Origin of the sequence: Psychrobacter sp. TB55-MNA-CIBAN-0194 (genome assembly GCF_040309505.1) — a bacterium.
In the GTDB taxonomy this organism is placed as follows: Bacteria; Pseudomonadota; Gammaproteobacteria; order Pseudomonadales; family Moraxellaceae; genus Psychrobacter; species Psychrobacter fozii.
In genome coordinates, this window is record NZ_JBEOOW010000011.1 from 44,827 (window position 1) to 68,952 (window position 24,126).

At 43.7% G+C, this 24,126-nt stretch carries 18 protein-coding genes; 12 read left to right on the plus strand and 6 right to left on the minus strand.

Going from position 1 to position 24,126, the window contains the following annotated elements; genetic code table 11:
- Window positions 1-2: 2 nt before the first annotated feature.
- The 3 genes from AAEY75_RS12695 to AAEY75_RS12705 form a co-directional block, all read right to left on the minus strand.
- Window positions 3-662 (minus strand): DsbE family thiol:disulfide interchange protein, encoded by a 660-nt coding sequence (locus AAEY75_RS12695; protein ID WP_110922602.1) that lies wholly within the window; start codon window positions 660-662, stop codon window positions 3-5.
- Window positions 662-2,692: a heme lyase CcmF/NrfE family subunit gene (locus AAEY75_RS12700; RefSeq protein ID WP_352259734.1), complete on the minus strand. Its 2,031-nt coding sequence runs from the start codon at window positions 2,690-2,692 to the stop codon at window positions 662-664. Before AAEY75_RS12700 ends, AAEY75_RS12695 begins: the two co-directional genes overlap by 1 nt.
- A gap of 233 nt (window positions 2,693-2,925) precedes the next feature.
- Window positions 2,926-4,257: a DUF445 domain-containing protein gene (locus tag AAEY75_RS12705; protein WP_197099958.1), complete on the minus strand. Its 1,332-nt coding sequence runs from the start codon at window positions 4,255-4,257 to the stop codon at window positions 2,926-2,928.
- A gap of 480 nt (window positions 4,258-4,737) precedes the next feature.
- Between AAEY75_RS12705 and mrdA the strand changes: the two genes are divergently transcribed.
- From mrdA to scpB, 8 genes are all read left to right on the plus strand, one after another.
- On the plus strand, window positions 4,738-6,717 hold the full coding sequence (mrdA, locus tag AAEY75_RS12710; protein WP_352259735.1) for a penicillin-binding protein 2: 1,980 nt from the start codon (window positions 4,738-4,740) through the stop codon (window positions 6,715-6,717).
- Between the two features lie 24 nt (window positions 6,718-6,741).
- Window positions 6,742-7,431: a 16S rRNA (guanine(966)-N(2))-methyltransferase RsmD gene (gene rsmD / locus AAEY75_RS12715; protein ID WP_352259736.1), complete on the plus strand. Its 690-nt coding sequence runs from the start codon at window positions 6,742-6,744 to the stop codon at window positions 7,429-7,431.
- 253 nt (window positions 7,432-7,684) lie between these two features.
- A complete protein-coding gene (gene rplM, locus AAEY75_RS12720) occupies window positions 7,685-8,113 on the plus strand; it encodes a 50S ribosomal protein L13 (protein WP_010199223.1) in 429 nt (142 codons plus the stop codon).
- A gap of 10 nt (window positions 8,114-8,123) precedes the next feature.
- Window positions 8,124-8,510 (plus strand): 30S ribosomal protein S9, encoded by a 387-nt coding sequence (gene rpsI / locus AAEY75_RS12725; RefSeq protein ID WP_110922597.1) that lies wholly within the window; start codon window positions 8,124-8,126, stop codon window positions 8,508-8,510.
- A 322-nt stretch (window positions 8,511-8,832) separates the two neighbouring features.
- A complete protein-coding gene (locus AAEY75_RS12730; RefSeq protein ID WP_502944408.1) occupies window positions 8,833-9,924 on the plus strand; it encodes a lysophospholipid acyltransferase family protein in 1,092 nt (363 codons plus the stop codon).
- A gap of 124 nt (window positions 9,925-10,048) precedes the next feature.
- The gene (locus AAEY75_RS12735) at window positions 10,049-11,134 is read left to right on the plus strand and encodes a tryptophan--tRNA ligase (RefSeq protein ID WP_352259737.1); all 1,086 of its coding nucleotides are present in this window, start codon (window positions 10,049-10,051) and stop codon (window positions 11,132-11,134) included.
- Window positions 11,135-11,162: 28 nt separating this feature from the next.
- A complete protein-coding gene (locus AAEY75_RS12740; RefSeq protein WP_352259782.1) occupies window positions 11,163-12,002 on the plus strand; it encodes a segregation and condensation protein A in 840 nt (279 codons plus the stop codon).
- 216 nt (window positions 12,003-12,218) lie between these two features.
- Window positions 12,219-12,818: an SMC-Scp complex subunit ScpB gene (gene scpB / locus AAEY75_RS12745; protein WP_352259783.1), complete on the plus strand. Its 600-nt coding sequence runs from the start codon at window positions 12,219-12,221 to the stop codon at window positions 12,816-12,818.
- 130 nt (window positions 12,819-12,948) lie between these two features.
- On the opposite strand, the gene lolA is transcribed toward scpB, so the two are convergent.
- From lolA to rplU, 3 genes are all read right to left on the minus strand, one after another.
- Window positions 12,949-13,632: an outer membrane lipoprotein periplasmic chaperone LolA gene (lolA, locus tag AAEY75_RS12750; protein WP_110922592.1), complete on the minus strand. Its 684-nt coding sequence runs from the start codon at window positions 13,630-13,632 to the stop codon at window positions 12,949-12,951.
- A 390-nt stretch (window positions 13,633-14,022) separates the two neighbouring features.
- Window positions 14,023-14,280 carry a 50S ribosomal protein L27 gene (gene rpmA, locus AAEY75_RS12755; RefSeq protein ID WP_021813611.1) on the minus strand — a complete coding sequence of 86 codons (258 nt, stop codon included), beginning with the start codon at window positions 14,278-14,280 and terminating at the stop codon, window positions 14,023-14,025.
- Window positions 14,281-14,371: 91 nt separating this feature from the next.
- Complete coding sequence (gene rplU / locus AAEY75_RS12760) at window positions 14,372-14,683, minus strand: 50S ribosomal protein L21 (RefSeq protein WP_110922591.1); 312 nt, start codon at window positions 14,681-14,683, stop codon at window positions 14,372-14,374.
- 837 nt (window positions 14,684-15,520) lie between these two features.
- Here rplU and AAEY75_RS12765 point away from each other — a divergent pair.
- From AAEY75_RS12765 to AAEY75_RS12780, 4 genes are all read left to right on the plus strand, one after another.
- Entirely contained in the window at window positions 15,521-16,546 is a 1,026-nt protein-coding gene (locus AAEY75_RS12765; RefSeq protein WP_197216859.1) for a polyprenyl synthetase family protein, read from the plus strand.
- 842 nt (window positions 16,547-17,388) lie between these two features.
- Entirely contained in the window at window positions 17,389-18,789 is a 1,401-nt protein-coding gene (locus AAEY75_RS12770; protein ID WP_352259738.1) for an efflux RND transporter periplasmic adaptor subunit, read from the plus strand.
- A gap of 35 nt (window positions 18,790-18,824) precedes the next feature.
- Window positions 18,825-22,085, plus strand: a complete 3,261-nt coding sequence (locus AAEY75_RS12775) for an efflux RND transporter permease subunit (protein WP_352259739.1) — start codon at window positions 18,825-18,827, stop codon at window positions 22,083-22,085.
- Window positions 22,082-23,896: an efflux transporter outer membrane subunit gene (locus AAEY75_RS12780; RefSeq protein ID WP_352259740.1), complete on the plus strand. Its 1,815-nt coding sequence runs from the start codon at window positions 22,082-22,084 to the stop codon at window positions 23,894-23,896. The genes AAEY75_RS12775 and AAEY75_RS12780 overlap by 4 nt, the downstream gene beginning before the upstream one ends.
- The last annotated feature ends 230 nt before the right edge of the window (window positions 23,897-24,126 follow it).

Below are 24,126 nucleotides of genomic sequence, written 5' to 3' on the forward strand. Positions count from 1 at the left end.
GATCATTGACACGCCTCCTGAACCTGACTCAGCTCTGGACTGATGTTTTTATCATTGGCTTCATTGAGTACCATCAAGCAAGGCGTAATACGACTTTGCCAATTGCTTTCATTGATCTCACCAATGATATGCTGACGAATAATACCCTCGCCATCGACGATGAAAGTCTCAGGCGCACCCGTCAAACCCAAGTCTAATGCAAACTGACCAGACAGATCCTGAATGGACATCGAGAACGGATCACCACCTCGGTTTAAGTACCCTAACGCATCGCCAATATCGTCTTTATAATTGACACCGACCAGATTGACACCGCGCTCTTCTAATTGCATTAAAAACGGGTGTTCAATGATACAAGTTGGACACCAAGAGCCCCAAATATTCATTAGAAAGGGCTTATCAGGTAAATTCTCATTGGTCATGATGCGGCTAGTGTCTGATAATAGCGGCAGCTCAAATGTTGGTACTGGGCGCTCAAGTGCCGTATTGGTAACGATATCCGTTGGTTTACCCAAACGCATATATAACATGACGACAAAACCAAGGAATACAATCAACGGAATAACAAACCATAATTTAAGCTGTTTTTTGTTCATGGTTTTTGTGTTGCTTGCCTTGTCTTTTTTCGGACTTGGGTCAGAGGAATGATTTGATGTACTCATTACTTGTCCCCCATTTTTATTGCTGGCGAATCCAAATCGGCCACTGTCGTAAAGCCTGATTTGTTTGCCGCAATTTGCGCAGGCGTTTTGGTTTTCTTAATACGATAACGGTGATCCAGCATGCTGAGCAATGCACCAAATGCCATAATCAAAGCACCAAGCCATATCCAACGGATAAGCGGTTTGACGTAGATACGGAAGGCCCATTCATTACTATCTTCTGCGATAGGTTCGCCAAGTGCTACGTAGACATCACGCATTAGACTCGCATCAATAGCCGCCTCTGTCATTGGCATCATGCTAATAATGTAATTACGTTTGTCAGGGTACAGTGTGGTCACCGCCTGACCGTCTTTGGTTATCTCAACTTCAGCTTGTGTCGCATCAAAGTTACTGCCTTTTACTTCACTAAAGCCTTTGACAGTAAAGTCATAACCTTGGACATGAACGCTGTCATTTGGTCCAAGCGCGACATCCCGCTCGATACTTAATGTGCTGGTAAATGCAATACCAATAACCGCCACAATCACACCAACGTGAGCGGTCTGTTGACCCCAATAGCTCAGACGTAATTGACGTAAGCCCTTAAGAAAACTCGGGGCATTTTTGGTTTTGTCTTTGAAATCCACCACCATCCAGAACAGCACCCAAAAACTGACTGCCAATGTGACGCCAATATTGAGCATCGCAGACGGGCTAGTGAAATACGTGATAACTGCTGCCAATACAACACTACTTGCCGCAATCACCATGCCGGCGCCCAATAGCGGACGGCTGTCTTTCTTCCAGCGAATATTGGAGCCCATACCCATCGCGACTAATATCAACCAAGTTAATGGGACAAATAGCGCATTAAAATACGGAGGGCCGACAGAGACTTGTCCTAAATTGAAGGAATCAGCAATAATAGGATATAGCGTGCCGAGCAGTACGACCAAAGTCGAAATCAAAAGAATGACGTTATTAATAACTAAGAATGACTCACGTGAAACTAACTGATACTGACTTTCGACCGTCAATCGCCAGCCGCGTACAGCAAACATCAATAGGCCACCACCGATAATCACACCAAGAATCACCAAGATGACAAGACCACGAGTTGGATCAGCGGCAAACGAATGCACAGAGGTAATAACACCTGAGCGCACCAGGAATGTGCCCAGTAAACTAAGTGCAAAGGCAAAAATCGCCAGCATAATAGTCCATGCTTTAAACACACCGCGCTTTTCGGTAACCGCAAGCGAATGTAGCAATGCCGTACCTGCCAGCCATGGCATCAGAGACGCATTCTCTACTGGATCCCAGAACCACCAACCACCCCAGCCAAGCTCATAATAAGCCCACCATGAGCCTAGTGCGATACCAACGGTCAAAAAGCCCCAAGCAGCTAGCGCCCATGGACGCGACCAGCGTGTCCATACGGCATCTAAACGACCTTCCCACAATGCCGCCATACAAAAAGCAAATGGCACGACTAAACCCACATAGCCCATATAAAGCATCGGCGGATGAATAATCAAACCAAAATCTTGTAGTACAGGATTTAGATCCGCACCATCAACAGGTAAATTAGGCAATGTACGGTCAAACGGCGATGAGGTAAAGATAAGCATCGCTAGCATCATCATCTGCACGCCAGCTAATATCACCAATACTCGCGCACGCATAGACAATGGTAGACCACGGCTGAAATAAGAGACCAGCGCACACCAAGTGGCCATAATGGTCATCCAAAGCAGCAATGAACCCTCGTGTCCGCCCCACGTTGCTGATAACTTATAGTACCAAGGCAACAGAGTATTGGAATGCTGAGTGACATAGACGAGGCTAAAGTCATTGTAATAAAAGCCTGCCATCAGCGCGGCAAATGAGGTAATCATTGCGGCAAACTGTGCCCATGCCAAACTTGGCGCTAGACGCTGCCATGCAACGTGGTCGCGCATAATACCGATGGTCGGTAATACTACCTGCAAAATCGCCAACATAAAGGCGGCGAGCAAGGCAAAATAACCCAATTCTGTGATTAACATACGGTCTAACCTTGTTTACCTTGATACGGTCATAGTTTATTTGAGGGATTAGAATGTTAAGACGTTATAAGCATCCAGTATTTGTGACTGCTATATTTATGAGTGCGATGGTGAGCGTCACTAGCCCTTGCAGCTTGAGACGCTTACAGCATGGTACATTAGCGCCAACTTGTCACGTTTTTGTATCCACTCTGTATGCGATGTGTATAAAGCGCATAAAATTTAATATCTGGTTAAGTCGATGGAAAAAAGACCAAAATAAGGTGCAGCCAACCAGCCAAAAACCCTGTCAGACCACCCAATACAATCAGCGTCATCTCGTCTTCACGAAAAGCGGGACGCAATAAATTTTGAAACTCATTTGGCGTCAATGCACGGATACGATCACGAAATAGCCCAAATATCTTACTCGCTCGGCTCTCATTCAGCTCAGGATCACGCAGTGGCACCATCGTTGCGACAATGGATTTATCTATAATCGTGTTTTTTAATTGACCATACTCACGGCGACCCAATCCCACGCGCAACGTCGTACTAATCACCGGCGACTCTAATACTTTATATAAATGTGACTTCATCAGCTCACGTGTTTGCACAGCACGGTCACCATACATCATCTCATTCATGATGTTTTCAAGCGTGACCAAATCCTTTACCACAATCTCAGCAAAAACTTCAGAGACTTCCTCCTGACGTTTCATAAAGCCACCTTGTAGACGGTATCGATCAATACGCGGTATCTGTGGTTTTATAAATGGGAAATGGCTCTGTACAGTAAAAAACTTAACATAGGGGATAAAGTGTGGCTCGACCGGATTGAAAACCATCCAAATAGCGATCCAATTGGTGAGAAAGCCCCAAATTGCTGCAAAAAACGGCACTGTCCAATGCTGCGGTACTACCAAAAATATGAACATTTGGATAAGACCGAAAATCAAACCAATCAAGGCACTGATATGCCAAATAAAATCGATCTCTTTTTGGCCTACCTTTAAAAACATATTAACCATCAACCGACGATCACCCTCCATCGTGTTGACGATCATCTTACGCATATCAACCAAGTCTTCGACATTATGGGTCAAGTCTGTCACCAACGACTGCATAATATTGGGCAGCTCTTGGTGTGCTTGGGCATAGACACGACGCTTTAACGCATAAGGCAGATTGCCCCACAGCGCAGGCGAATGATCCAGCATAATTTCATCAATCAGTGCCTCAAGGTTTTTATCGACTGTATCAGTGATAAAGACGGCCATCTGCTCAGGTTCCATCGCCTGAAAGAACTCATCAAGCGAGCCCAGTTTTGACAGCGTCTGATCAACGATGACACCTGATATCTTGCCAGCTTTTCGCGGTACGATACCTTGCCAGCCAATACCCGGCAACCCAAAAAACGGAAAGTTAGGAATACGAATACCCCAAAACTTAACCGGATAAAACAGCATTTTGAGCGCCATCCACACATGTATCCAAGTAACGAATGCCGTTACCGGCGGAATGGTTAGCATGGCAAAGAACTCTGGGTGCTCAGCTATCGCCTGCCACAATGAAGTTGTGTCCATGACTTATCTTGTCCCTGACAGGTTGATTGTCGTTGCTAATAACATACCGTTAGCACATTAGAACGCTGCACAAACACACGCTCTACCCATAATAATGACTATAAAATAAACCGCCTGATTTTAGCATACTTGCTATCCATTAGCACACGTAGACCCTAGCCAAGTTGTGACCAGACATGACACGTTTTATCGTTCACCTCAGACGGCAAACGCAGAAATATAAGCTATCATTGATGTGCCAATAATAAAGACAAAACAGACAGTGAAGTACTGCGTCCTCGCGTTTGTTCTGTTATAATTTGTGATTAAGTGACAACGAATATCTATAGACAGATTGTATATGTCATCATTTCCAACCATATCGCTTATGTGTTTGAAATCCTTTGTATTGTCCTTTTTGCTCACCGCACTTTGGTTAACGACCCCGCCTATCTTATTTCTCTTTAATTGACTTACTGACCGTTTGGGCTCTGACTTTATATGAATAAACCGATAACTCCCAACACCGATCAGGTCAATCGAATTTTTACCAACCGTATCATTGTCTTTGGGTTTTTAATATTCATTGGCTTAGGCGGCCTGATAACGCGTTATGGCTACCTACAAGTCTACGCCCATGACAAGTACACCACACAAGCTGATAACAATCGAATCAAGCTGATATCTGCACCGCCTAGCCGTGGCTACATTTATGATCGTAACGGGGTCATACTCGCGGACAATCAACCCGTATTTACGGCGATGTTAAGCCCCAACGAAGTTGAAAATCCAGAGCGTACATTACAGCTACTCGCACCTATTTTTGATCTGACAGAAAAAGACATTACTGATATTTTGGCGCGCCTGAGCAAAAGCAAAAATGACCCTGTCACGATCAAAATCGACGTGACTGATGCACAACTGGCACAGTTTAGTGAACGTAAGCCCTTTTTTCGTGGTGTCAGCATTCAGAGTAAGCTAACGCGCTCTTATCCTTATGACAAACTATTTGCACACGTCATTGGCTATGTCGGTCGTATCAATGACAAAGAAAGCAAACGTATTGATAAAGAACGCTATGCTGGTACTGACCTCATCGGCAAGATTGGTATCGAAGATTACTATGAAGATATTTTACTCGGACAGCCGGGCTATCAATCAGTCGAAACGGATGCCCTTGGCAATATTGTCCGTCAATTAGATACCAAGCCTCCTGTAGCAGGTAACGATATTACGTTGAGCTTGGACTATGGCTTACAAACGATCGCCCAACAGCAACTAGATGGTCGTCGCGGTGCCATTGTCGCAATCGATCCAAAGAATGGTGATGTATTGGCTTTCGTCAGTAACCCAAGCTATGATCCCAATCCTTTTATCTCGGGTATCTCCTTTAGAGACTACGGTGATTTGCGCGATGATCTTGATCAGCCGTTATACAATCGTGCCTTGCAAGGTATGTATCCACCCGGCTCTACCATCAAACCTTTTGAAGGCTTGGGCGGTATTCATTATGGTCTGCGCAACTGGAACACGACTATTTATGACCCCGGTTATTTTAGCTTACCAGGTGACTCACATCGTTTTCGTGATTGGAAACGAGGCGGACATGGCACGGTAGACCTCAAAAAATCAATCATGCAGTCAGTAGATACGTATTACTACAAGTTGGCCTACGAGATGGGCATACAACGTCTACATGATTGGATGATACGCTTTGGTTTCGGTGAGCAAACAGGGATTGATTTGCCTAATGAAAAGTCAGGTGTCATGCCATCGCCAAAATGGAAAAAAGACACTTATGATAGACGTTGGTTACCAGGTGAAACCATCTCCGTCAGTATCGGTCAAGGGTATTTTCTAGCCACGCCGCTGCAAGTGGCCAATGCCACAGCCATGACGGCGAATAAGGGCTATCATATTACGCCGCACTTATTAAAAAATAGCGATGGTGCAGCAGAGGTCAAAGTTATCACCAAACCTGATGGCAAAATTGAATACAACGGCCAGCCTTCTGATTGGTTACGTATGCACGATGCTATGGAAAACACTGTCAAAAGTGGTACTGCACACGGTATTTATACCCCTCGTTATCGTATCGCCGGCAAAACAGGTACAGCTCAGGTAAAATCGATTGCACAGGGTAAGCGTTATGATAAATCCGCAATAGATAAGCGACATTGGGATCATGCTTGGTTCAATGGCTTTGCGCCAGTAGAAGACCCTCAGATTGCCCTTGCTGTATTGGTCGAAAACGGTGGTGGTGGTAGTACCGTCGCTGCACCTATCGGTCGTGCCCTATTTGATTACTGGGTCTTACAACGCAAAACCAACCCTATACTGCCGCCAACAGCTGATGAGTTGAAAGCCATCAAACGTCAAAAGGCATTTGATAAAGCGCTGCGGGATGCGCTGCGTGATAAAGAAGAGCAGGCTCTAAAAGAGCAAACTGAAACTGTAACAGAAGCAGCAACGCCTGAATAAAAAGACGGTCAGCGAGAAAACATCATGAAAAAGTCTATAAGCAGCCGAGATACTAAAAAAAGCCATAAAGCAAAAAAGGCATCTGCTGGTGGCGATGTGCGTATCATTGGTGGTCAATTTAAACGCCGCACTGTGGGCTTTATCGACGCAGAAGGTTTACGACCAACGCCTGATCGCCTACGCGAGACATTGTTTAATTGGCTACTGGCTGATATCCATGGGGCTTATGTGCTGGATAGCTGTGCAGGTAGTGGCGTGTTAGGCTTCGAAGCTTTATCGCGTGGCGCTGCACACTGCACTTTCATTGAAATGAATGCTGCGCAAAGCAACATGCTAAGCCAAAGCGCTTTACAACTGCGCATTGATGCTGACAGCCATCAAATCATCACTGGCACAGCAGAGAAAGTCTTGAGCCAGCAGCAAGTCGTCCCGCAAACTTTTGATATCGTGTTCATTGACCCGCCTTATGCTCAAGATCTGTGGCAACCAATTTTGACAGCCCTAATGACTCAAACATTAATTGATACTGACACGCTCATTTATTTGGAAGCTGACAAAGATTTAGAGAGTCAACTGCAGCAATTGGCAAATATTTTGAATAATAATTTAACTGCTCAAGCGCAGACAACCCTAGAGGTCATGGCGTTTGAATGCTTGAAACAAACCAAAGTCGGACAAGTTGTCGCTGGACTTTATCGGCTATCATCGTCATAATTGCACGGTGATTACCAAACATAACATTGACGGTTATGTAATTTGTCTTGTTTGAGAAATCATTTAATACCCACTAAAAATGTCTAAAACCGCTTAAAACTGGCCAAACGCTGCAGTTAAATGTATATAAGGCAAAAATAAACCCTAATGCAGCTTGCAAGCGTAGGCTCTACTGCTTATAATGTGCAGTCTGTTTTTTGAGAGCCCCGTTCCCAGCTAAACTCTCAACGAATTCTAATTTTAAGGTTTTATCATGAAAACACTTAGTGCAAAACCAGCTGAAGTGACCCATGACTGGTATGTCGTAGATGCTGACGGCAAAACCCTTGGTCGCTTAGCCACTCAAATTGCTACTCGCTTACGTGGCAAGCATAAGCCTTCTTTTACACCGCACGTTGATACTGGTGACTTTATTGTTGTCATCAATGCTGACAAAATCACGGTAACGGGTAAAAAAGCACAAGATAAAAAATACTATCGTCACAGTGGCTACCCAGGTGGTATCAAAGAAACTAACTTCAGTAAATTGCTTGCACATAAGCCTGAAGATGTTCTACACAAAGCAGTTAAGGGTATGCTTCCAAAAGGCCCTCTTGGCTATGCGATGATCAAGAAGCTGAAACTATATGCGGGTACTGAACATCCACATGAAGCACAGCAACCTAAAGCACTAGACATCTAAGGATACACTTATGGAACGCAATTACGGAACTGGTCGTCGTAAGACTTCTACTGCTCGTGTCTTTTTATCAAAAGGTACTGGTAGCATTGTCGTTAACGGCAAGCCACTTGACGAATACTTCAGCCGTGAAACTTCACGCATGGTAGTACGTCAACCATTAGAACTACTAGACTCTGCTAACGCATATGACTTATATGTAACTGTTGCAGGCGGTGGTATTAGTGGTCAAGCTGGCGCAATCCGCCACGGCATCACTCGTGCGCTAATCGAAGCTGACGAAGCTTTGAAACCTGCTCTAAAAGCAGCTGGCTTTGTTACTCGTGACTCACGTCAAGTTGAACGTAAGAAATTGGGTCTACGTAAAGCACGTAAACGTCCACAATTCTCAAAACGTTAATCAAAGCTATCTCTTATCTTTTTGCGACTGTTGTCTTTATCTCAGAGCAACAGTATTCGCATTAAATGAAAGAGTAGATTTGCAAAACCTTACAAGCTGTTCGCAGCTTGTAAGGTTTTTTTATGGCTATTTATTAGATAGAGCGTTATCTTTCATATTTTATAGATACGCCAATTCATAGCATGTTTATGGAGTTACTTTGCCAAAGAGCAACTTGTAAACCCGTTGCCACTACCCCATTATCATAATAACTTTTCATCAATAGTGACAATGCTATAAGATGCCATAACCCGATGCCATAAAAGTGCTGCAAAAGGATATTATGAAAGCGCCCGAACAATACGACCCTAGTAAGCAACCTTCAAAAGACAGCATGCCTTCACCGAGCATACAGCCGTCGGCTAAGTCACCGGCACTACCTGCTGGTACGCCAACGATTACGCAAACCCATAAGCGTACAGCGCAAGCGGATAAGAAACCCTTTGAATGGCAGTTTTTATCGCCTAAATACTGGGGTATATGGTTATTGCTCGCTTTGGTATTGCCACTGATTTACTTACCCTTACGCTATCAGTTTTGGCTAGGTCGTAAACTGGGTACTTTACTTTATAAAGTAGCAGGCTCACGCCGACGTGATACGTTGATTAACCTTAAGCTGGCCTTTCCAGAAAAGCCGGAAGTTGAACGTGAATTGATGGCCAAGCAAGTCTTTGTCAATCAGGGTATTGGAGTGTTTGAAACCTTGTGTGCTTGGTTTCGTCCCAACGTCTTTACTCGTACGGTTTCTATTTCCGGACTTCAGCATCTCGTTAATGCCCAAAATGAGGGCCGTCCAGTTATCTTGCTTGGCGCCCACTATACGATGCTTGATTTGGGTGGCTTGTTTTGTGCTCAGTTTTTTGCCTTAGACTGTATGTATCGTACGCAAAATAATCCTTTATTAGATTGGTTCATTTATAACGGTCGTACCAATATCTTTGGTAAGCAAATCTCCAGTCGAGATATGCGGAGTTTGGTCAGCTCCATCAAGGAAAAACACGTTATCTGGTACTCTCCTGATCAAGACTATGGTCTTAAACAAGGTGTTATGGCACCATTTTTCGGTGTGCCAGCTGCCACTATTACTGCCTCACGACGTATGGCTAAATTAGGCGATAAGGCCCATTCGCCAGTGTTCATGGCACTACATACCTATCGTCAAACGCCTGACAATTTACCCAGTGGTAAACGTCCGCATTATCATCTGACGATTACGCCTGAGATAAGTAATTATCCAAGTAATGATGAAGTCGCTGATGCCACTCAGATCAATGAAGTCTTAGAAGGGCTTATTCGTATCGATCCCACCCAGTGGATGTGGTTTCATCGGCGCTTTAAACATGGTCCGAAAGGTCGCACGGATATCTATAAGTAGCCGTTATTCCAAAGAAAAATGGTCGAAAAGTTTGTTATACTTTGTGACCAATATTTTCAATATGATCGACTCATAAATAACAACGCATTTATAATAATTTGATAAACAAAATAACGGATTTCCTATGACTAGTAATAGTACATCTAACAATCAAACCTCTACTGAGGCAGCAGCTGTAAAGCGTGTTTTGACTGGTATTAAACCAACTGGCACCCTACATTTGGGTAATTATGTTGGTGCGATTCGTCCAGCCATCCAAGCTATTCAAAACAGTGACGATGAAGCATTTTTCTTTTTGGCAGATTATCACGGCATTATTGGCTGTTACGATCCCGCTATCATTCATGAGTCAACCAAAGCGATTGCCGCGACCTGGATTGCCTGTGGTCTAGACCCAGAGCGTGTGACCTTCTATCGTCAGTCAGACGTGCCTGAAATTCCAGAGCTAGCATGGGTATTGAATTGCTCATGTGCCAAAGGTTTGATGAACCGTGCTCACGCTTATAAAGCAGCGGTCGATATCAATATGGACAAAGAAGATGTCGATCCTGATCAAGGTATCAATATGGGGCTATTCGGCTATCCTGTGCTCATGGCAGCTGATATATTGATGTTCAATGCTACTCATGTGCCTGTTGGCCGCGACCAAATACAGCATATCGAAATGGCGCGTGATATTGCTGGTACTTTTAATCATCGTTACAAAACCTTATTCACGCTACCATCAGCTGTCGTTGATGACAATATCCCGTTATTGACGGGACTTGATGGCCGTAAAATGAGTAAGAGCTATGGCAATACCATTCCTCTATTTGGTGACTCTAATCCGCAAGTCAGCGCCGAAAAACAGATGCATAAAGCCATCATGAAAATCGTCACCAACTCGCAGCTGCCTGAAGAGCCAAAAGATCCTGATGACTCTGCTATTTTTGAGATTTATAAAGCTTTTGCAACGCCTGAAGAAATTGCTGATATGCGTGAGAAGTTTGCAGCTGGTATTGGTTGGGGCGATGCAAAAAAAGCCTTGTTTGAAAAAATAAACGATGAAATCGCCCCATTCCGTGAGCGTTATCAAGAACTGATGGCCAATCCGAAAGAACTTGAAGAAATCTTACAAATGGGCGCAGAAAAAGCACGTCGTCATAGCCGTAAGCAACTAGACAAGACTCGCCGTGCCATTGGTATTCGTCCACTTGCCAAGCTTAAGTAATCCATTGAAGACATACCATGTACCAGAAATGATACCAGTATCCTCTGCCAACGCTCATGATATGTCGTTGCGTATTTATCAGACGCCAGTACAACATTTGCCAGAAGATTTATATGTGCCACCGCAAGCCTTTGCCATTTGGCTAGAGCAGTTTGCTGGACCATTGGATTTTCTGTTGTATTTGGTCAAAAAGAACAATGTTGATCTGACCCAGATGCCAATACTGCCCATCACTGAGCAGTATTTGGCATACATTGGTGAGTTAGATACTGAGCATTTTGAATTGGCAGGTGACTATCTACTGATGGCATCGACGTTAATCGCCATCAAAACAGAGCTATTACTGCCTAAACCAGAAGCACCTACCGATGAGCGCGACCCAAAGGCAGAATTGATTGAACGTCTTGAAGCTTATGCTCAGATTAAGGTAGCCAGTCAGCGCCTAGACAATTTGGTTCGTCTTGAGCGCGATGTGTTTTTGGCCATGGTGAGTATGCCCAGTCAAGAAATCATGAATACCGAACTGCCAAACTACTCACCAAATTTGTTAATTGATAGTTTGTTTAAAATGCAGCTACAGCCCGACTATCAGATGCACAATATTAAGGTCGATGCTGTACCGCTTGCTGATCGTATCGCAAGTATCAGTCGGCAGCTCAGTACTGATGGTGCACGCTCTTTTTATGAGTTATTGGACAAAGCACAAGGTAAGATAGGTGTGGTGGTCAGTTTCGTCGCGGTATTAGAGCTAATAAAACGGCAGTTAGTCGGTGTCGTGGATACTGATTTAGCAAGCAACCCCACTGCTGATAGTGGTTCTGAAAACGACTCGTACATTGGGCCGTTGACCTTGCAGTGGTTGGCTTAGCCATATAATCGATCCTCTATAAACTGGATACGGTGTTAGTCTGCTACTTGTCGTAATTTCACTCGCCTTCCTTTTATCTAGATGCTATTGAACCGACTATATTTAACCTGCCCTATATGAAAAATACAATACTTATAAAAGAGCATACTCTCGATGGTAGATATTGACGACATGACACTAAATGACACAGTACCAAATTACATAACACCAAACGACATGGCACTAAACGATAAGACACAAAAATCGATATCAGCAGCCGGACGCTCATCACTGCCTAATGATCAGCTGCAAAGATTTGAAAGTATCAGCAAAGATATCGAAGTACTGTTACATGCTTCAGAAACGCCACTGACCGCTAATGTATTAAAGAAGCATCTGAATTTATCTACCAAAGATCTCAAACAAGCGCTCGCATTATTACAGACGCGATTGGACACGGGTGTACTTAGCTTACACGAGACCGCTAGTGGCTATCGATTACAAATAGCAGATAACTACAGCGCCCTCATTCAGACTGTCTTTCCACAACGTCAGGAACGCCTCAGCCAAGCGTTACTAGAGACGTTAAGTGTCATTGCTTACAAACAACCCGTCACCCGTAGTGACATAGAGTATGTACGCGGTGTGACGCTATCGAGCAACATACTTAGGCAGCTCTTTGATAAAGGCTGGGTCAAGGAAGACGGTTATAAAGATACGTTAGGTCGTCCTGCATTGCTACACACCACACCGCAGTTTTTAGATGCCTTTGGATTGAGTGATTTAGATGAATTACCACCGATGCCAGATATGAATGCTATCAAAGCCATGTCTTAAATCTTTGAATATACTCAACACACAATATCGTTGTAAAGATACAGCCCTACTCACTGCCACAAAAAAGGACAAATCACTTAAGATTTGTCCTTTTTTATTGAATCACTAACTACAGCGTCGTGATTGATTGTTATTGATTGATAACATCAACACCTGCTGGTGGTGTGAATTTGAATTGACTGCTACTGATGCTTGGATTCAGTTTGATATTACTGAACTTAATCGATGTGGTCTGACCAAGGCTGTCGTTTAATACCATCATCACTGGCTTACCACCGCTAAAGCTCATTGATAAGCTCTTGAAGCTAGCACTATCTGATTTTGGATAGAGCACATAGTAGTTTTTATTAGAGTATGGCTGAGTGATTTTGAAGTTCTGATCAATTTTGCTCGGATCACCTGATAGCAATAGTGCTGGAGTGTTACCTACTTGGCTATCGACGTTTTGCTTGGTCGCTTGCTCCAAGTCTTTGTCATAAACCCACATTGAGCTACCATTGGCAACAATTATCTGCTGTGATGGCGATTTTGTTTCCCAACGGAAGTTATTCGGACGTTGAACGCTCATAGAGCCACTAAACGTACCGCTGTTTGCCCCTTTAGTCGTTTGGGTAAAGTTGGCTGTCATACTCTTAGTGTTGGTCAAAAGCGTGTTCAAACGCTTAGCAGCGGTCAAGTTATCTGCAGGGGCTGCCGTTGCCGATTGAGTCATCGCAATCATAGGAGCTGCTACGCCAAGCGATGTCATTAATACACCCGCTAAAGCACCGTTCATCATTTTTTGTTTGATTGATTTGTTCATTGATAAAGTCATTATAAATCCTCTCTAAAAAAGCATAGTAGCTTTTAAAAAATAGTCGCTTAAAAGTAAAACATCTCATTAAATTTTTTGTTTTCTATAAGTGCTTATCTGACCAATATAAAATTGGTGCCCATAAACAATGACAACAGTGTGCCAGTTTTTTTATTGCGCGCCTAGTCATGATTTGCAATCATTACTACGCCTGCCATACACGCTTGTAAACGCATTGGTTATACACTATTAAGTAGTATGAGCCGTTTTTCTTATTATTTTTCACTACTTCTGGCAAGCTTCAATAAGAATGAATACACGTAAAAAAAGCCCCTACTACCATAAGGCAATAGGAGCTTTTTTAATTATCCAATCATTTTATTCAAAGAATAAAATGACTTAAATAGATAATTATGCGTTTTCAACCGTCACATAACGACGGTTAAATTTGCCTTTGGTCGCAAACTTTACAACACCGTCATTCAGTGCAAATAAAGTATGGTCACGACCCATGCCAACGCCTTCGCCTGCGTGGAATTCTGTACCACGTTGACGAACGATGATGTTACCAGCTGTGATAGCTTGGCCACCAAAGATTTTTACGCCTAGCATTTTTGGGTTTGAATCACGACCGTTACGGCTCGAACCGGCAGCTTTTTTATGTGCCATGAGAAAATCTCCTTGTTAATTTGACTTACCGCTGATGCGATAACTCTTAAGCATTTAGTGCACTGTTTAGCAATAATTGCTAAATGGGTAATTAGGCATTAATGGCTTTGATTTTTAACAAGGTGTACCATTGGCGGTGACCTTGTTCTTTGTGATAATGCTTACGACGGTTGTGCTTGATGATACGGATTTTTTCGCCGCGACCATGCTCAACAACTTCAACTTCTACGCTAGCGCCTTCAACGACAGGTTGACCGATTTTGACGTTATCGCCGTCAACAACCATCAATACGTCTTCAAATTTGATTGTTTCGCCTTTTTCTGCTTTTAGCAATTCAACTTTAAGCAATTCATCGACGACTACACGGTGCTGTTTACCACCAGTTTTGATTACTGCGTACATTGTATGACTCCGTTTAACCCGTGTGCCGTGGCTGATGTTATACCAACGCTTTTACGACGAACACGACAGGGAAAAATTAAAGGCAAGATTTTACGGCTTTTTGCTCATAAAAGCAAGCCGCTCATCTTGTTTTTGTAAGGTGGTTACACTAGGGTCTGTTGAACATTCAAATATTAGGGCTGCTGATCGCTAAAATTTCACCAAACTAGGCGCAAGTCGACGATAATGTCGAGACCTTAGCTAGGCTTGTAACAACGTTTGGGGGGATTTTAGCATCAGCCCTTTGGGGCAGTACTATTTTTTGCCAATATATGGCGAAATTGTCTAACCTAGAATGACTAGGCATCAAAAATTTCACTGCATATTGTCTAAAAAATAGTGACCGCCAGCACCACATTTGAATGTTCAACAGACCCTAATAACCGTATCCGTTATTACTATATAAGCTGTTGATTGTGAACGTATCTAAGATACTACTCAATAAAAAACAGCCAGCATAAAAATAATGAATAACAGTTTATGCCTAACAGCCGTTATTATAACTTATATAATCAGTTACTTATAGCCCTTTATCACTCATGCCTGCCTATAAAAACACAACAGAGATAGCTAGATTTACATAGTTATCATTTAAATTGATTTTAATGTGTTATGCCAATAACTATGTATTATAGGTATGGTATAAAGGATAATCGCGCTGCTCTCTAAATACTTTAACCAACAATTTAGAGACAGAGCTATGCTATTATAGAAAAACGCCTTACCTGCCATAGCATCAAGTTTAAAAAGCGTCAAGGTTAAAAACTCTTTCTACTCTTATTAATATGACTATTTATTATGACCAGTACCCCTTCAAATAATACAGATTCAATGACTCAATCAACACCTAACTATGCTGATATCCAAAGTATCGTGGCTGATGATTTTGAAATCATGGACAAGCAAGTATTCGGTAGTCTTAATTCCAAAGTTCAATTGGTAATGAGCGTCTCGCAACATGTGATTAATGCTGGCGGTAAACGTATGCGCCCGCTGATTACGTTGTTGTGTGCACGCATGTTCAATGACAATCCATCAGAAAAAGCCATGCATTTAGCAGCAATCACCGAGATGCTGCACACCGCTACGCTCGTTCATGATGATGTCATTGATGAGTCAGGTCAGCGTCGTGGCAAGCCAACCGCCAATGCCACATGGGATAATGCCACAGCCGTACTGGTCGGTGACTATTTGATTGCCCGAGCCTTCAATCTGTTGGTCGGCTTTCAAAGCTTACCATTGTTGCAAGTTTTTTCAGATGGCACCTGTGATATTGCTGAAGGTGAAGTGTTGCAGCTACAGCATCAGCATAATCCTACTGCCACAGAAGATGACTATTTGCGCATTATCGATGGCAAAACCTCGCGTCTGTTTATGATGGCCACACAAGGGGCGGCTATCTTGCAAGATAAAACAGAGCACATGGCGGCATTGGGTGATTTTGGTCAACACTTTGGCAACGCCTTTCAGATTATCGATGATGTGCTCGACTATAGTGGCGATAGTGAAGTGATGGGAAAAAACCTAGGCGATGATCTTGCTGAAGGCAAACCTACGCTACCAACCATCAAAGCACTTGAGCTGCTAAAAAACAGCGACACCGAAGGCTATGAGCAGCTACGTATTGCTGTGCAGACAGGCAAGACACCAAACGCTGAACAACTTATTGACTTGGTACGTCGTTCAGGCGCTCTAGACTATTGCAAACAGCGCGCGTTGGAAGAAACCAAGCTGGCTCAAGACGCCCTTAGTACTTTACCTGACAACCGCTATCGCACAGGCTTATATCAATTGACTGAACTTGCTAGCGCTCGATTAGTATAATTAAATGTGAGTCGTCTTTATTATTGATTGATTAAGACGGCTCCTTTTTGGGTAGCATTTTTAGTGACTAATGCATGGAAAGCTAACAATTCATACTTTTAAGAACCGGTATGTTAGCTGAATCGTTACCTTTCTTTAAGTTTTATAAATCCTCGCAGTACTATAATCGTGTAAGAATTGTTTTGACGGTCGGATAATGTTTGATCAAGAGGCTTTGATTGATACACCATGTACGTTCGCTCAGGTTAAAGATGTTTTTAGGTATTGCTAAAATCACATTTTTGCTGTCTGCGCAACATTTCTTAAGCACAATCTCAGATATGTATATAAAAATAGACTATATAACAAAAAAACAACACTATATTGCGCTGTCACAACGTTACGCTTTGGTAAACGTTATCTCTTGTGATGCTTACCCCTTCAATGTTTGTACAGTTCATGAGAACAAATGTGGCTTTCTTTTTCAGAATATCTGTTTTTATTAGCTTGACTGTGGGGTTAACCCTTTAGTTTATAATAGCGGACTATGTTTATTGGCTAAATCTAACTATTTAATTATATATTTAGTACCAATAGCCATCTTTATATTTATTAAACAATCAATATTATAACGCCTATGTATATTATTCATAACGCTTAGCATTGATTGTCATACAGTCGATTCAATTTAAAAGTAGTACAAGGCAACCGAGCGTAGATGTATATATGATACTTCAAGCGAGGTTAACGCTGTCATACTTTTATAGTGGAATGACTATAGAACAAATAACAATATCTCGAACACTACTATTGATTATTACTCTTTTATTTATACCGCAATTATATTATTGACGAGGACATTGATGAAGCACTCTTATCTTGCGCTTGTAATAGCAGCTGTACTATCTGGAGCTGTACTGGTGGGCTGTGACAGTAACGAAGATGCCGCTGGGGATGCCGCACAGCAGCAAATGCCACCCTCCGTCGTCAACGTACAGACCGTAACCTTTGAAACCGTACCACAAGTACAAACCTTTTCTGGTCGTACCTCAGCCTATCAGACTGCAGATGTCCGCCCACAGGTTAATGGCGTCATTGACGAAATACTGTTCCGTGAGGGAAGTACAGTCAAAAAAGGTCAACCACTTTATCGTATTAATACAGACAACTATGCGTCTTCTGTGACGAGTGGTCGAGCAGCCGTACAACAGGCAGAGGCCAACTATCAGACAGCAGTGGCCAATAGTGTCAATGCACAAGCTGATCTGGTTAGCCAACAAGCCACACTGTCTCAAGCTCAAAACGACTTGCAGCGCTTGAGCGGATTGGTCGAAATCAATGCCATCTCTAAACAACAATATGAACAAGCGGTAACCACTGTCCGTACGGCTCAAGCTGCTGTACAAAGTGCCAATGCTTCTATTGGTCAAGCAAAAGCAGGTATTGAAAGTGCAAAAGCAGGTATTGAAAGCGCAAAAGCTGGTTTGCAAGCCAGCTCATTAGATCTAAACCGCACTATAGTACGTGCCCCAATATCAGGTCGTAGCGATCGTTCGAGCTTTACTGCTGGTGCATTGGTTAGCGCAAGTCAAGCTGATCCACTAGTGACTGTCTCACGCCTAGATCCTATCTATGTCGATATCAGCCAGTCTTCATCCGAGCTACTTAAACTGCGTCAACAGATTTCTGCTGGCAAGGCTCAAGCGGGCTTGAATACCGTTGAGTTGGTATTAGAAGATGGTACGGTTTATCCTGTCAGTGGCGAACTGGCCCTGTCTGAAGCAAAGGTTGATGAGTCAACAGGTGCTGTCACCTTACGTGCAATCTTCCCAAATAGTGACAGTATTCTACTACCAGGTATGTATGTCAGCGCACGCTTGACCCAAAGTGTGATCAACAATGCGGTACTGGTACCACAAAGTGCGGTCACACGCTCTGTCAAAGGTGAGACTCAGGTTTATATCGTTGATGAAAGCAATAAAATCAAAGTACGCCCTGTCACAGTGAATGGTACTTATAACGGTAATTGGGTAGTAACTGACGGTCTCAAAGAAGGTGAAAAACTGGTCGTCATAGGTGGCTCAAAAGTTAAGCCTGATCAAGAAGTCGTTGCCAAACCTGTAGAAAACGCTACACCAGCATCAACTGGAAATAGCGCGCCTGCTAGTACTTCGGCCAAAACACCGCAGCAAGCAGCAACAGAAACTAAGAAACCTGCTGAGAGCAACACGGCCAAGAAACCTGCGGAAGATGCAGCTAACTAATTCCATTCAAAGATAGGAAGACTTAGGGATATACTATGTCACGTTTTTTTATTAATCGCCCTATTTTTGCATGGGTATTGGCTATCTTAGTCATGCTCATCGGGGTGATATCGGTCATTAATCTACCGATCGAACAGTACCCACGTATTGCACCGCCGACTGTTACAGTTAGCACAAATTACCCTGGTGCCAGTGCGCAAACCGTCGAAGACTCAGTGGTTCAGATCATTGAACAAAAAATGAAAGGTCTTGATGGTTTGATGTATATGTCATCAACCAGCTCGTCAAACGGTAGCGCATCAGTGACGCTAACCTTTGAGACTGGTACTGACTCTGATACCGCTCAGGTACAGGTACAGAACAAGCTTCAAGCGGCAACAAGCTCACTACCTGAATCCGTTCAGCGTCAAGGTGTCACGGTCAACAAATCCTCTAGCAGCTTTTTGATGGTGCAAGCATTCATCTCTGAAGATGGCAGTATGGATCGCCGTGATATCGCCGATTACATTAACTCAAACATCGTTGATCAGATCAGCCGTGTCGAAGGTGTTGGTGAAGTTCGTGTGTTTGGTTCTACCTACGCGATGCGTATCTGGCTAGACCCTGCACGCTTACGTAGCTATAACTTGATGCCTTCTGATGTCATTACTGCCGTCAGTGCACAAAACGCGCAAGTCTCTGCAGGCCAGTTAGGTCAAGCGCCCGCTGACACTGAACAACAGGTTATCAACGCAACTGTAACAGTACAAAGCTACCTACAAACACCTGATGAATTTAGAGACATACTATTGAAAACGGATGCCTCAGGCGCGCAAGTACGCTTAAGCGATGTGGCAGATGTTGAGATTGGAAGTCAAGACTACAGTGTTGACTCACTATTTAACGGTCAAGAAGCCGCTGGTATGGGTATATCCTTGGCAGGTGGCGCTAACGCACTTGATACGCGCGAAGCACTTGGTGCTCGTATGGCTGAGTTGGAACAAAGCTTTCCTGCTGGCCTAACCACGGTTACTCCTTATGACACGACACCATTCGTTCGGTTGTCTATTGAACAAGTAGTACATACGCTCATCGAAGCTATTGTGCTTGTATTTATCGTCATGTTCATTTTCTTACAGAACTGGCGTGCAACGATTATCCCGACACTGGCTGTACCTGTGGTACTTCTCGGTACCTTGTGTGTGCTGTATATCGCAGGTTTTAGTATCAACGTTCTGACCATGTTTGCGATGGTACTGTCTATCGGACTACTGGTCGATGATGCCATCGTAGTCGTAGAGAACGTCGAACGGATTATGGAAGAAGATCCTGACATTTCTGTCAAAGATGCTACCATTCAATCGATGGGTGAAATTAGTAAGATTGTTGTCGGTATTGCTCTGATTCTATCAGCAGTATTTGTACCTATGGCGTTCTTTAGCGGTTCAACTGGTGCTATCTATCGTCAGTTCTCCATTACCTTAATTACCAGCATGGTACTATCGGCTTTAGTTGCCCTTATCTTTACCCCTGCCCTGTGTGTGACCTTGCTTAAACGTAGCAAGAGCCATGACAAGAGTAATATGGCCACTCAAAAAGGTTTCTTCGGTTGGTTTAACCGTAGTTTCTCTAAAGCAAGCATCTCTTATGAGCGCTTCGTGGGTAAAAGCTTCGGTCGTAAATGGTTATATTTAATTGGCTATGCTGCCATTATTGGTATTATGACGGTGGTCTTTTTACGCATTCCTAGCTCGTTTTTGCCAGAAGAAGATCAAGGTATTATGTTTACCTTAGTTCAGCTCCCATCTGGCTCTACACTCGATCAAACACAAGACGTACTAGATAAAGTTAGAAACTATTACGATACTCAAGAAACCGATAATATTGCCTCTATCTTTACCGTTGCAGGCTTTAGTTTTGCCGGATCAGGCCAAAACATGGGTCTGGCGTTTGTACGCTTGTCAGATTGGGATGAACGCCCAGGTGATGAAAATACCGCGCAAGCTGTGGCTGGCCGGGCAATGGGTTATTTCTTTACTCAGATTAATGAGGCACAAGTATTCCCGATTGTACCGCCCGCTATTACTGAACTTGGTAATGCCAGTGGTTTTGACTTGATGCTACAGGATACCGGAAACGTCGGTCATGAAGGGCTGCTCGAAGCTCGCAATATGTTGTTGGGCATGGCCGCTCAAAACGACCAAGTCTCTGGTGTACGTCCTAATGGTCAAGAAGATGCACAGCAGCTCAAGGTCAATGTCAATCAAGAACAGGCCGCTGCTTATGGCTTGTCGATGTCCAGTATCAATAGCGTTATCTCGACCGCATGGGGCTCAAGTTATATCAATGACTTCGTTGACCGTGGTCGTATTAAGAGCGTTTATGTACAAGGCGAGCCGAGTAGTCGTACCAACCCTGACGATCTTGGTAAGTGGTACGTACGTAATGACAATAACGATATGATTTCATTCGATGCGTTCTCTAGCAGTGAATGGCAGTCAGGTTCTCCACGTCTGACCCGTTACAACAGTTTCCCTTCTATGAACATTCAGGGTGCTGCTGCTGCTGGACTCAGTACGGGTGAAGCAATGGCTGCGGTAGAGACGATGATAACCAATCTGCCGGAAGGCGTCGGTTATGAGTGGACAGGCACGTCACTTGAAGAGCAAAAATCAGGTGCTCAGGCTCCATTGCTATATGCAATCTCGCTCTTAGTGGTATTCTTATGTCTAGCCGCCTTGTATGAGAGCTGGTCTATTCCGTTCTCTGTCCTATTGGTCGTTCCGCTTGGTGTTTTAGGAGCGGTAGTATTTACATGGATGCGTGGCTTCGCCAACGACGTTTATTTGCAGGTAGGTCTGCTCACCGTAGTCGGACTGTCTGCTAAGAATGCTATTCTAATTATCGAATTTGCGAGAGACTATCAAGAAGCTGGTTATAGTCTCAAAGAGTCCGTGATGACAGCCGCACGCCAACGTTTACGTCCAATTATTATGACATCGCTTGCCTTTGGTCTTGGTGTTATACCATTATTCTTAGCCACTGGTGCTGGCTCTGGCAGTCAAAGTGCGATCGGTACCAGTGTGGTTGGTGGGGTCGTCAGTGCAACATTGTTAGGTGTATTCTTTATTCCAATGTTCTATATTTGGATACGTAGCATCTTCCCTCATAAGTATGAGAATAATAAGCCAAATGACAGAGATGATGGTGGTAATACGCCGCATACACCAAACGGTAATCCACAAAGCGGTGATCCACAAAGCCCGACTCTCTCTAAGAGTTATCAGCCTGTGAACTTAGGAGATAATACACAATGAGTTTTCGTTCACTTTTTACCTCAAACTCAGCACACGCGGCAGTCAGCATTACTGCCAGCGCGTGCGCAACGACAGATGAGCGCCCCATGACCTCTATCCCTTTATCACTATCTAGCGCCCGCAGAAATGGCAGTCGTCTAATAGGCCTGACCGCTTTAGCAATAAGCATGGCTGCCTGTAACACCATCCCAAAAGCGGATATGCGTCCTGTACTTGCTGAGCCTAATATTCCGGTTCAGCAAGCCTATGGCGCGTATGACAAAGAAACTGTCAGTAGTGCTGATCAGGCAAGTATCGCCAGTCAACGCTGGCAGAACTTCTATAGCGATGAGCGTTTAAAGAGTTTGATTGCGCTCGGTCTTGAAAACAATAAAGACTTTGAGAATGCACGCTTGGCCATCGAAAAAGCCCGTGCACAATATCGAATCACTGATATTAGTGATTTGCCAACGATTGATGGTAGCGGTGGTTATTCTCGCAGCGCTCAAAACAGCGTGGATCGTAACCCTAGTAGCAGCTACAACGTCAATCTAGGTTTGGCAAACTACGAGCTAGACTTTTGGGGTAAGATCTCAAGCCTAAAAGATCAGGCTTTACAGAACTTTTTGGCCACCAGCGCCGCAAAAGATACCACTCAAATCAGTCTAATCAGTAATATTGCTCAAAGCTACGCTAACTTAAGTTATAGCCTAGCACAGCTTGAACTGGCTTCTAAAACTTATGAAAGCCGTAAAGAGTCGCTGTTTATTACCACCAAGCGCTTTGAAGCTGGTATCGATGACAAGCTTGCTTCTTTGCAAGCCAGCGCCTCATTAGAAGACGCCAATCTTGCGATGCTGAGTGCTCAGAGCAGTGTATTAACAGCCCGTAATGCTTTGCAGTATTTAGTCGGTGCACCAATACCTAGCAATCTTATTCCGAACGCATCTGTTACTAACATCACTAACCAGCAGATATTTAGTGCTGGACTGCCTAGTGAACTGCTACGCTATCGCCCAGATGTACTGCAAGCGGAATACAATCTAAAAGCCGCTGGTGCCAATATCGAAGTGGCGCGTGCGTCTTACTTCCCGTCTATCAGTCTAGCCAGTAGCATTGGTGTTAGTAGTGGTAGCTTGAATGACTTATTTAACACTGGCTCAGTTGGCTGGTCATTTGGCCCTAGTATTAGCGTGCCTATCTTTGATGCTGGTCGCTTGGATGCCAACTACGATGTGGCGCAGATTGAACGTGAGCAAACGCTTACTAGCTATGAGAACTCTATTCAAACGGCATTCCGTGAAGTATCAGATGTCCTAGCGACACGTGCCACATTGGGTGATCAGCTCGACGCACAGTATCGCTTGCAGGATAACTTTGACCAGACGTATCAGATTGCCAATGCTCGCTACAAAGCTGGTATCTCTAACTATCTAGACGTTCTCGATGCACAGCGCTCGTTGTTCTCAACTCAGCAAGGTATCTTGAATTTAGAGCTACAAAAAATCATTAGCCAGATTGAGTTATATCAAGTGCTTGGTGGTGGTTCCAATCTAGACATCCCGACTGCTATCCCTGTGCCGCAACATACTAATTTAGCTCAAATCGCCAATGTAGCTGCCAATACCAATAAGGCAAAAGCGACCAAGGCTATCGATGCGGCTGGTTCGGCACGTGTTGCTTCTCAGCAAGAAGCTGTGGCTATCAAACAGGCACAACCTGTAGAAACAACTACCTTTACCCCTACTGCTGTAGTCGATGTTAACGATGATGGCAAAAAAGATGCTGCCGTAGGTGTGATCACTGAAGAAACACGCTTAATTAAAAAATAGTGTAGAGTCAGTTCACGTTACAAAGATTGTTAGGCCTTAAATCATACAATCATCATCTTGTAACGTAACGATATCCTCACATTGACAGTCGATACGTACAATCAGCCCTACCGACTTGGTGGGGCTTTTTGCTTTCGGTAGCGACTATTGGTTATAGTATGGTCGATTCAATTTAAAAGTAGTACAAGGCAACCGAGTGTAGATGTATATTAAATACTTCAAGCGAGGTT

Bases quoted from the DNA above. Each gene is read 5' to 3' on its own strand.
- AAEY75_RS12695 (WP_110922602.1), bottom strand. From the start codon at position 662: ATGAGTACATCAAATCATTCCTCTGACCCAAGTCCGAAAAAAGACAAG.
- AAEY75_RS12700 (WP_352259734.1), bottom strand. From the start codon at position 2,692: ATGTTAATCACAGAATTGGGTTATTTTGCCTTGCTCGCCGCCTTTATG.
- AAEY75_RS12705 (WP_197099958.1), bottom strand. From the start codon at position 4,257: ATGGACACAACTTCATTGTGGCAGGCGATAGCTGAGCACCCAGAGTTC.
- mrdA (WP_352259735.1), top strand. From the start codon at position 4,738: ATGAATAAACCGATAACTCCCAACACCGATCAGGTCAATCGAATTTTT.
- rsmD (WP_352259736.1), top strand. From the start codon at position 6,742: ATGAAAAAGTCTATAAGCAGCCGAGATACTAAAAAAAGCCATAAAGCA.
- rplM (WP_010199223.1), top strand. From the start codon at position 7,685: ATGAAAACACTTAGTGCAAAACCAGCTGAAGTGACCCATGACTGGTAT.
- rpsI (WP_110922597.1), top strand. From the start codon at position 8,124: ATGGAACGCAATTACGGAACTGGTCGTCGTAAGACTTCTACTGCTCGT.
- AAEY75_RS12730 (WP_502944408.1), top strand. From the start codon at position 8,833: ATGAAAGCGCCCGAACAATACGACCCTAGTAAGCAACCTTCAAAAGAC.
- AAEY75_RS12735 (WP_352259737.1), top strand. From the start codon at position 10,049: ATGACTAGTAATAGTACATCTAACAATCAAACCTCTACTGAGGCAGCA.
- AAEY75_RS12740 (WP_352259782.1), top strand. From the start codon at position 11,163: ATGATACCAGTATCCTCTGCCAACGCTCATGATATGTCGTTGCGTATT.
- scpB (WP_352259783.1), top strand. From the start codon at position 12,219: ATGGCACTAAACGATAAGACACAAAAATCGATATCAGCAGCCGGACGC.
- lolA (WP_110922592.1), bottom strand. From the start codon at position 13,632: ATGACTTTATCAATGAACAAATCAATCAAACAAAAAATGATGAACGGT.
- rpmA (WP_021813611.1), bottom strand. From the start codon at position 14,280: ATGGCACATAAAAAAGCTGCCGGTTCGAGCCGTAACGGTCGTGATTCA.
- rplU (WP_110922591.1), bottom strand. From the start codon at position 14,683: ATGTACGCAGTAATCAAAACTGGTGGTAAACAGCACCGTGTAGTCGTC.
- AAEY75_RS12765 (WP_197216859.1), top strand. From the start codon at position 15,521: ATGACCAGTACCCCTTCAAATAATACAGATTCAATGACTCAATCAACA.
- AAEY75_RS12770 (WP_352259738.1), top strand. From the start codon at position 17,389: ATGAAGCACTCTTATCTTGCGCTTGTAATAGCAGCTGTACTATCTGGA.
- AAEY75_RS12775 (WP_352259739.1), top strand. From the start codon at position 18,825: ATGTCACGTTTTTTTATTAATCGCCCTATTTTTGCATGGGTATTGGCT.
- AAEY75_RS12780 (WP_352259740.1), top strand. From the start codon at position 22,082: ATGAGTTTTCGTTCACTTTTTACCTCAAACTCAGCACACGCGGCAGTC.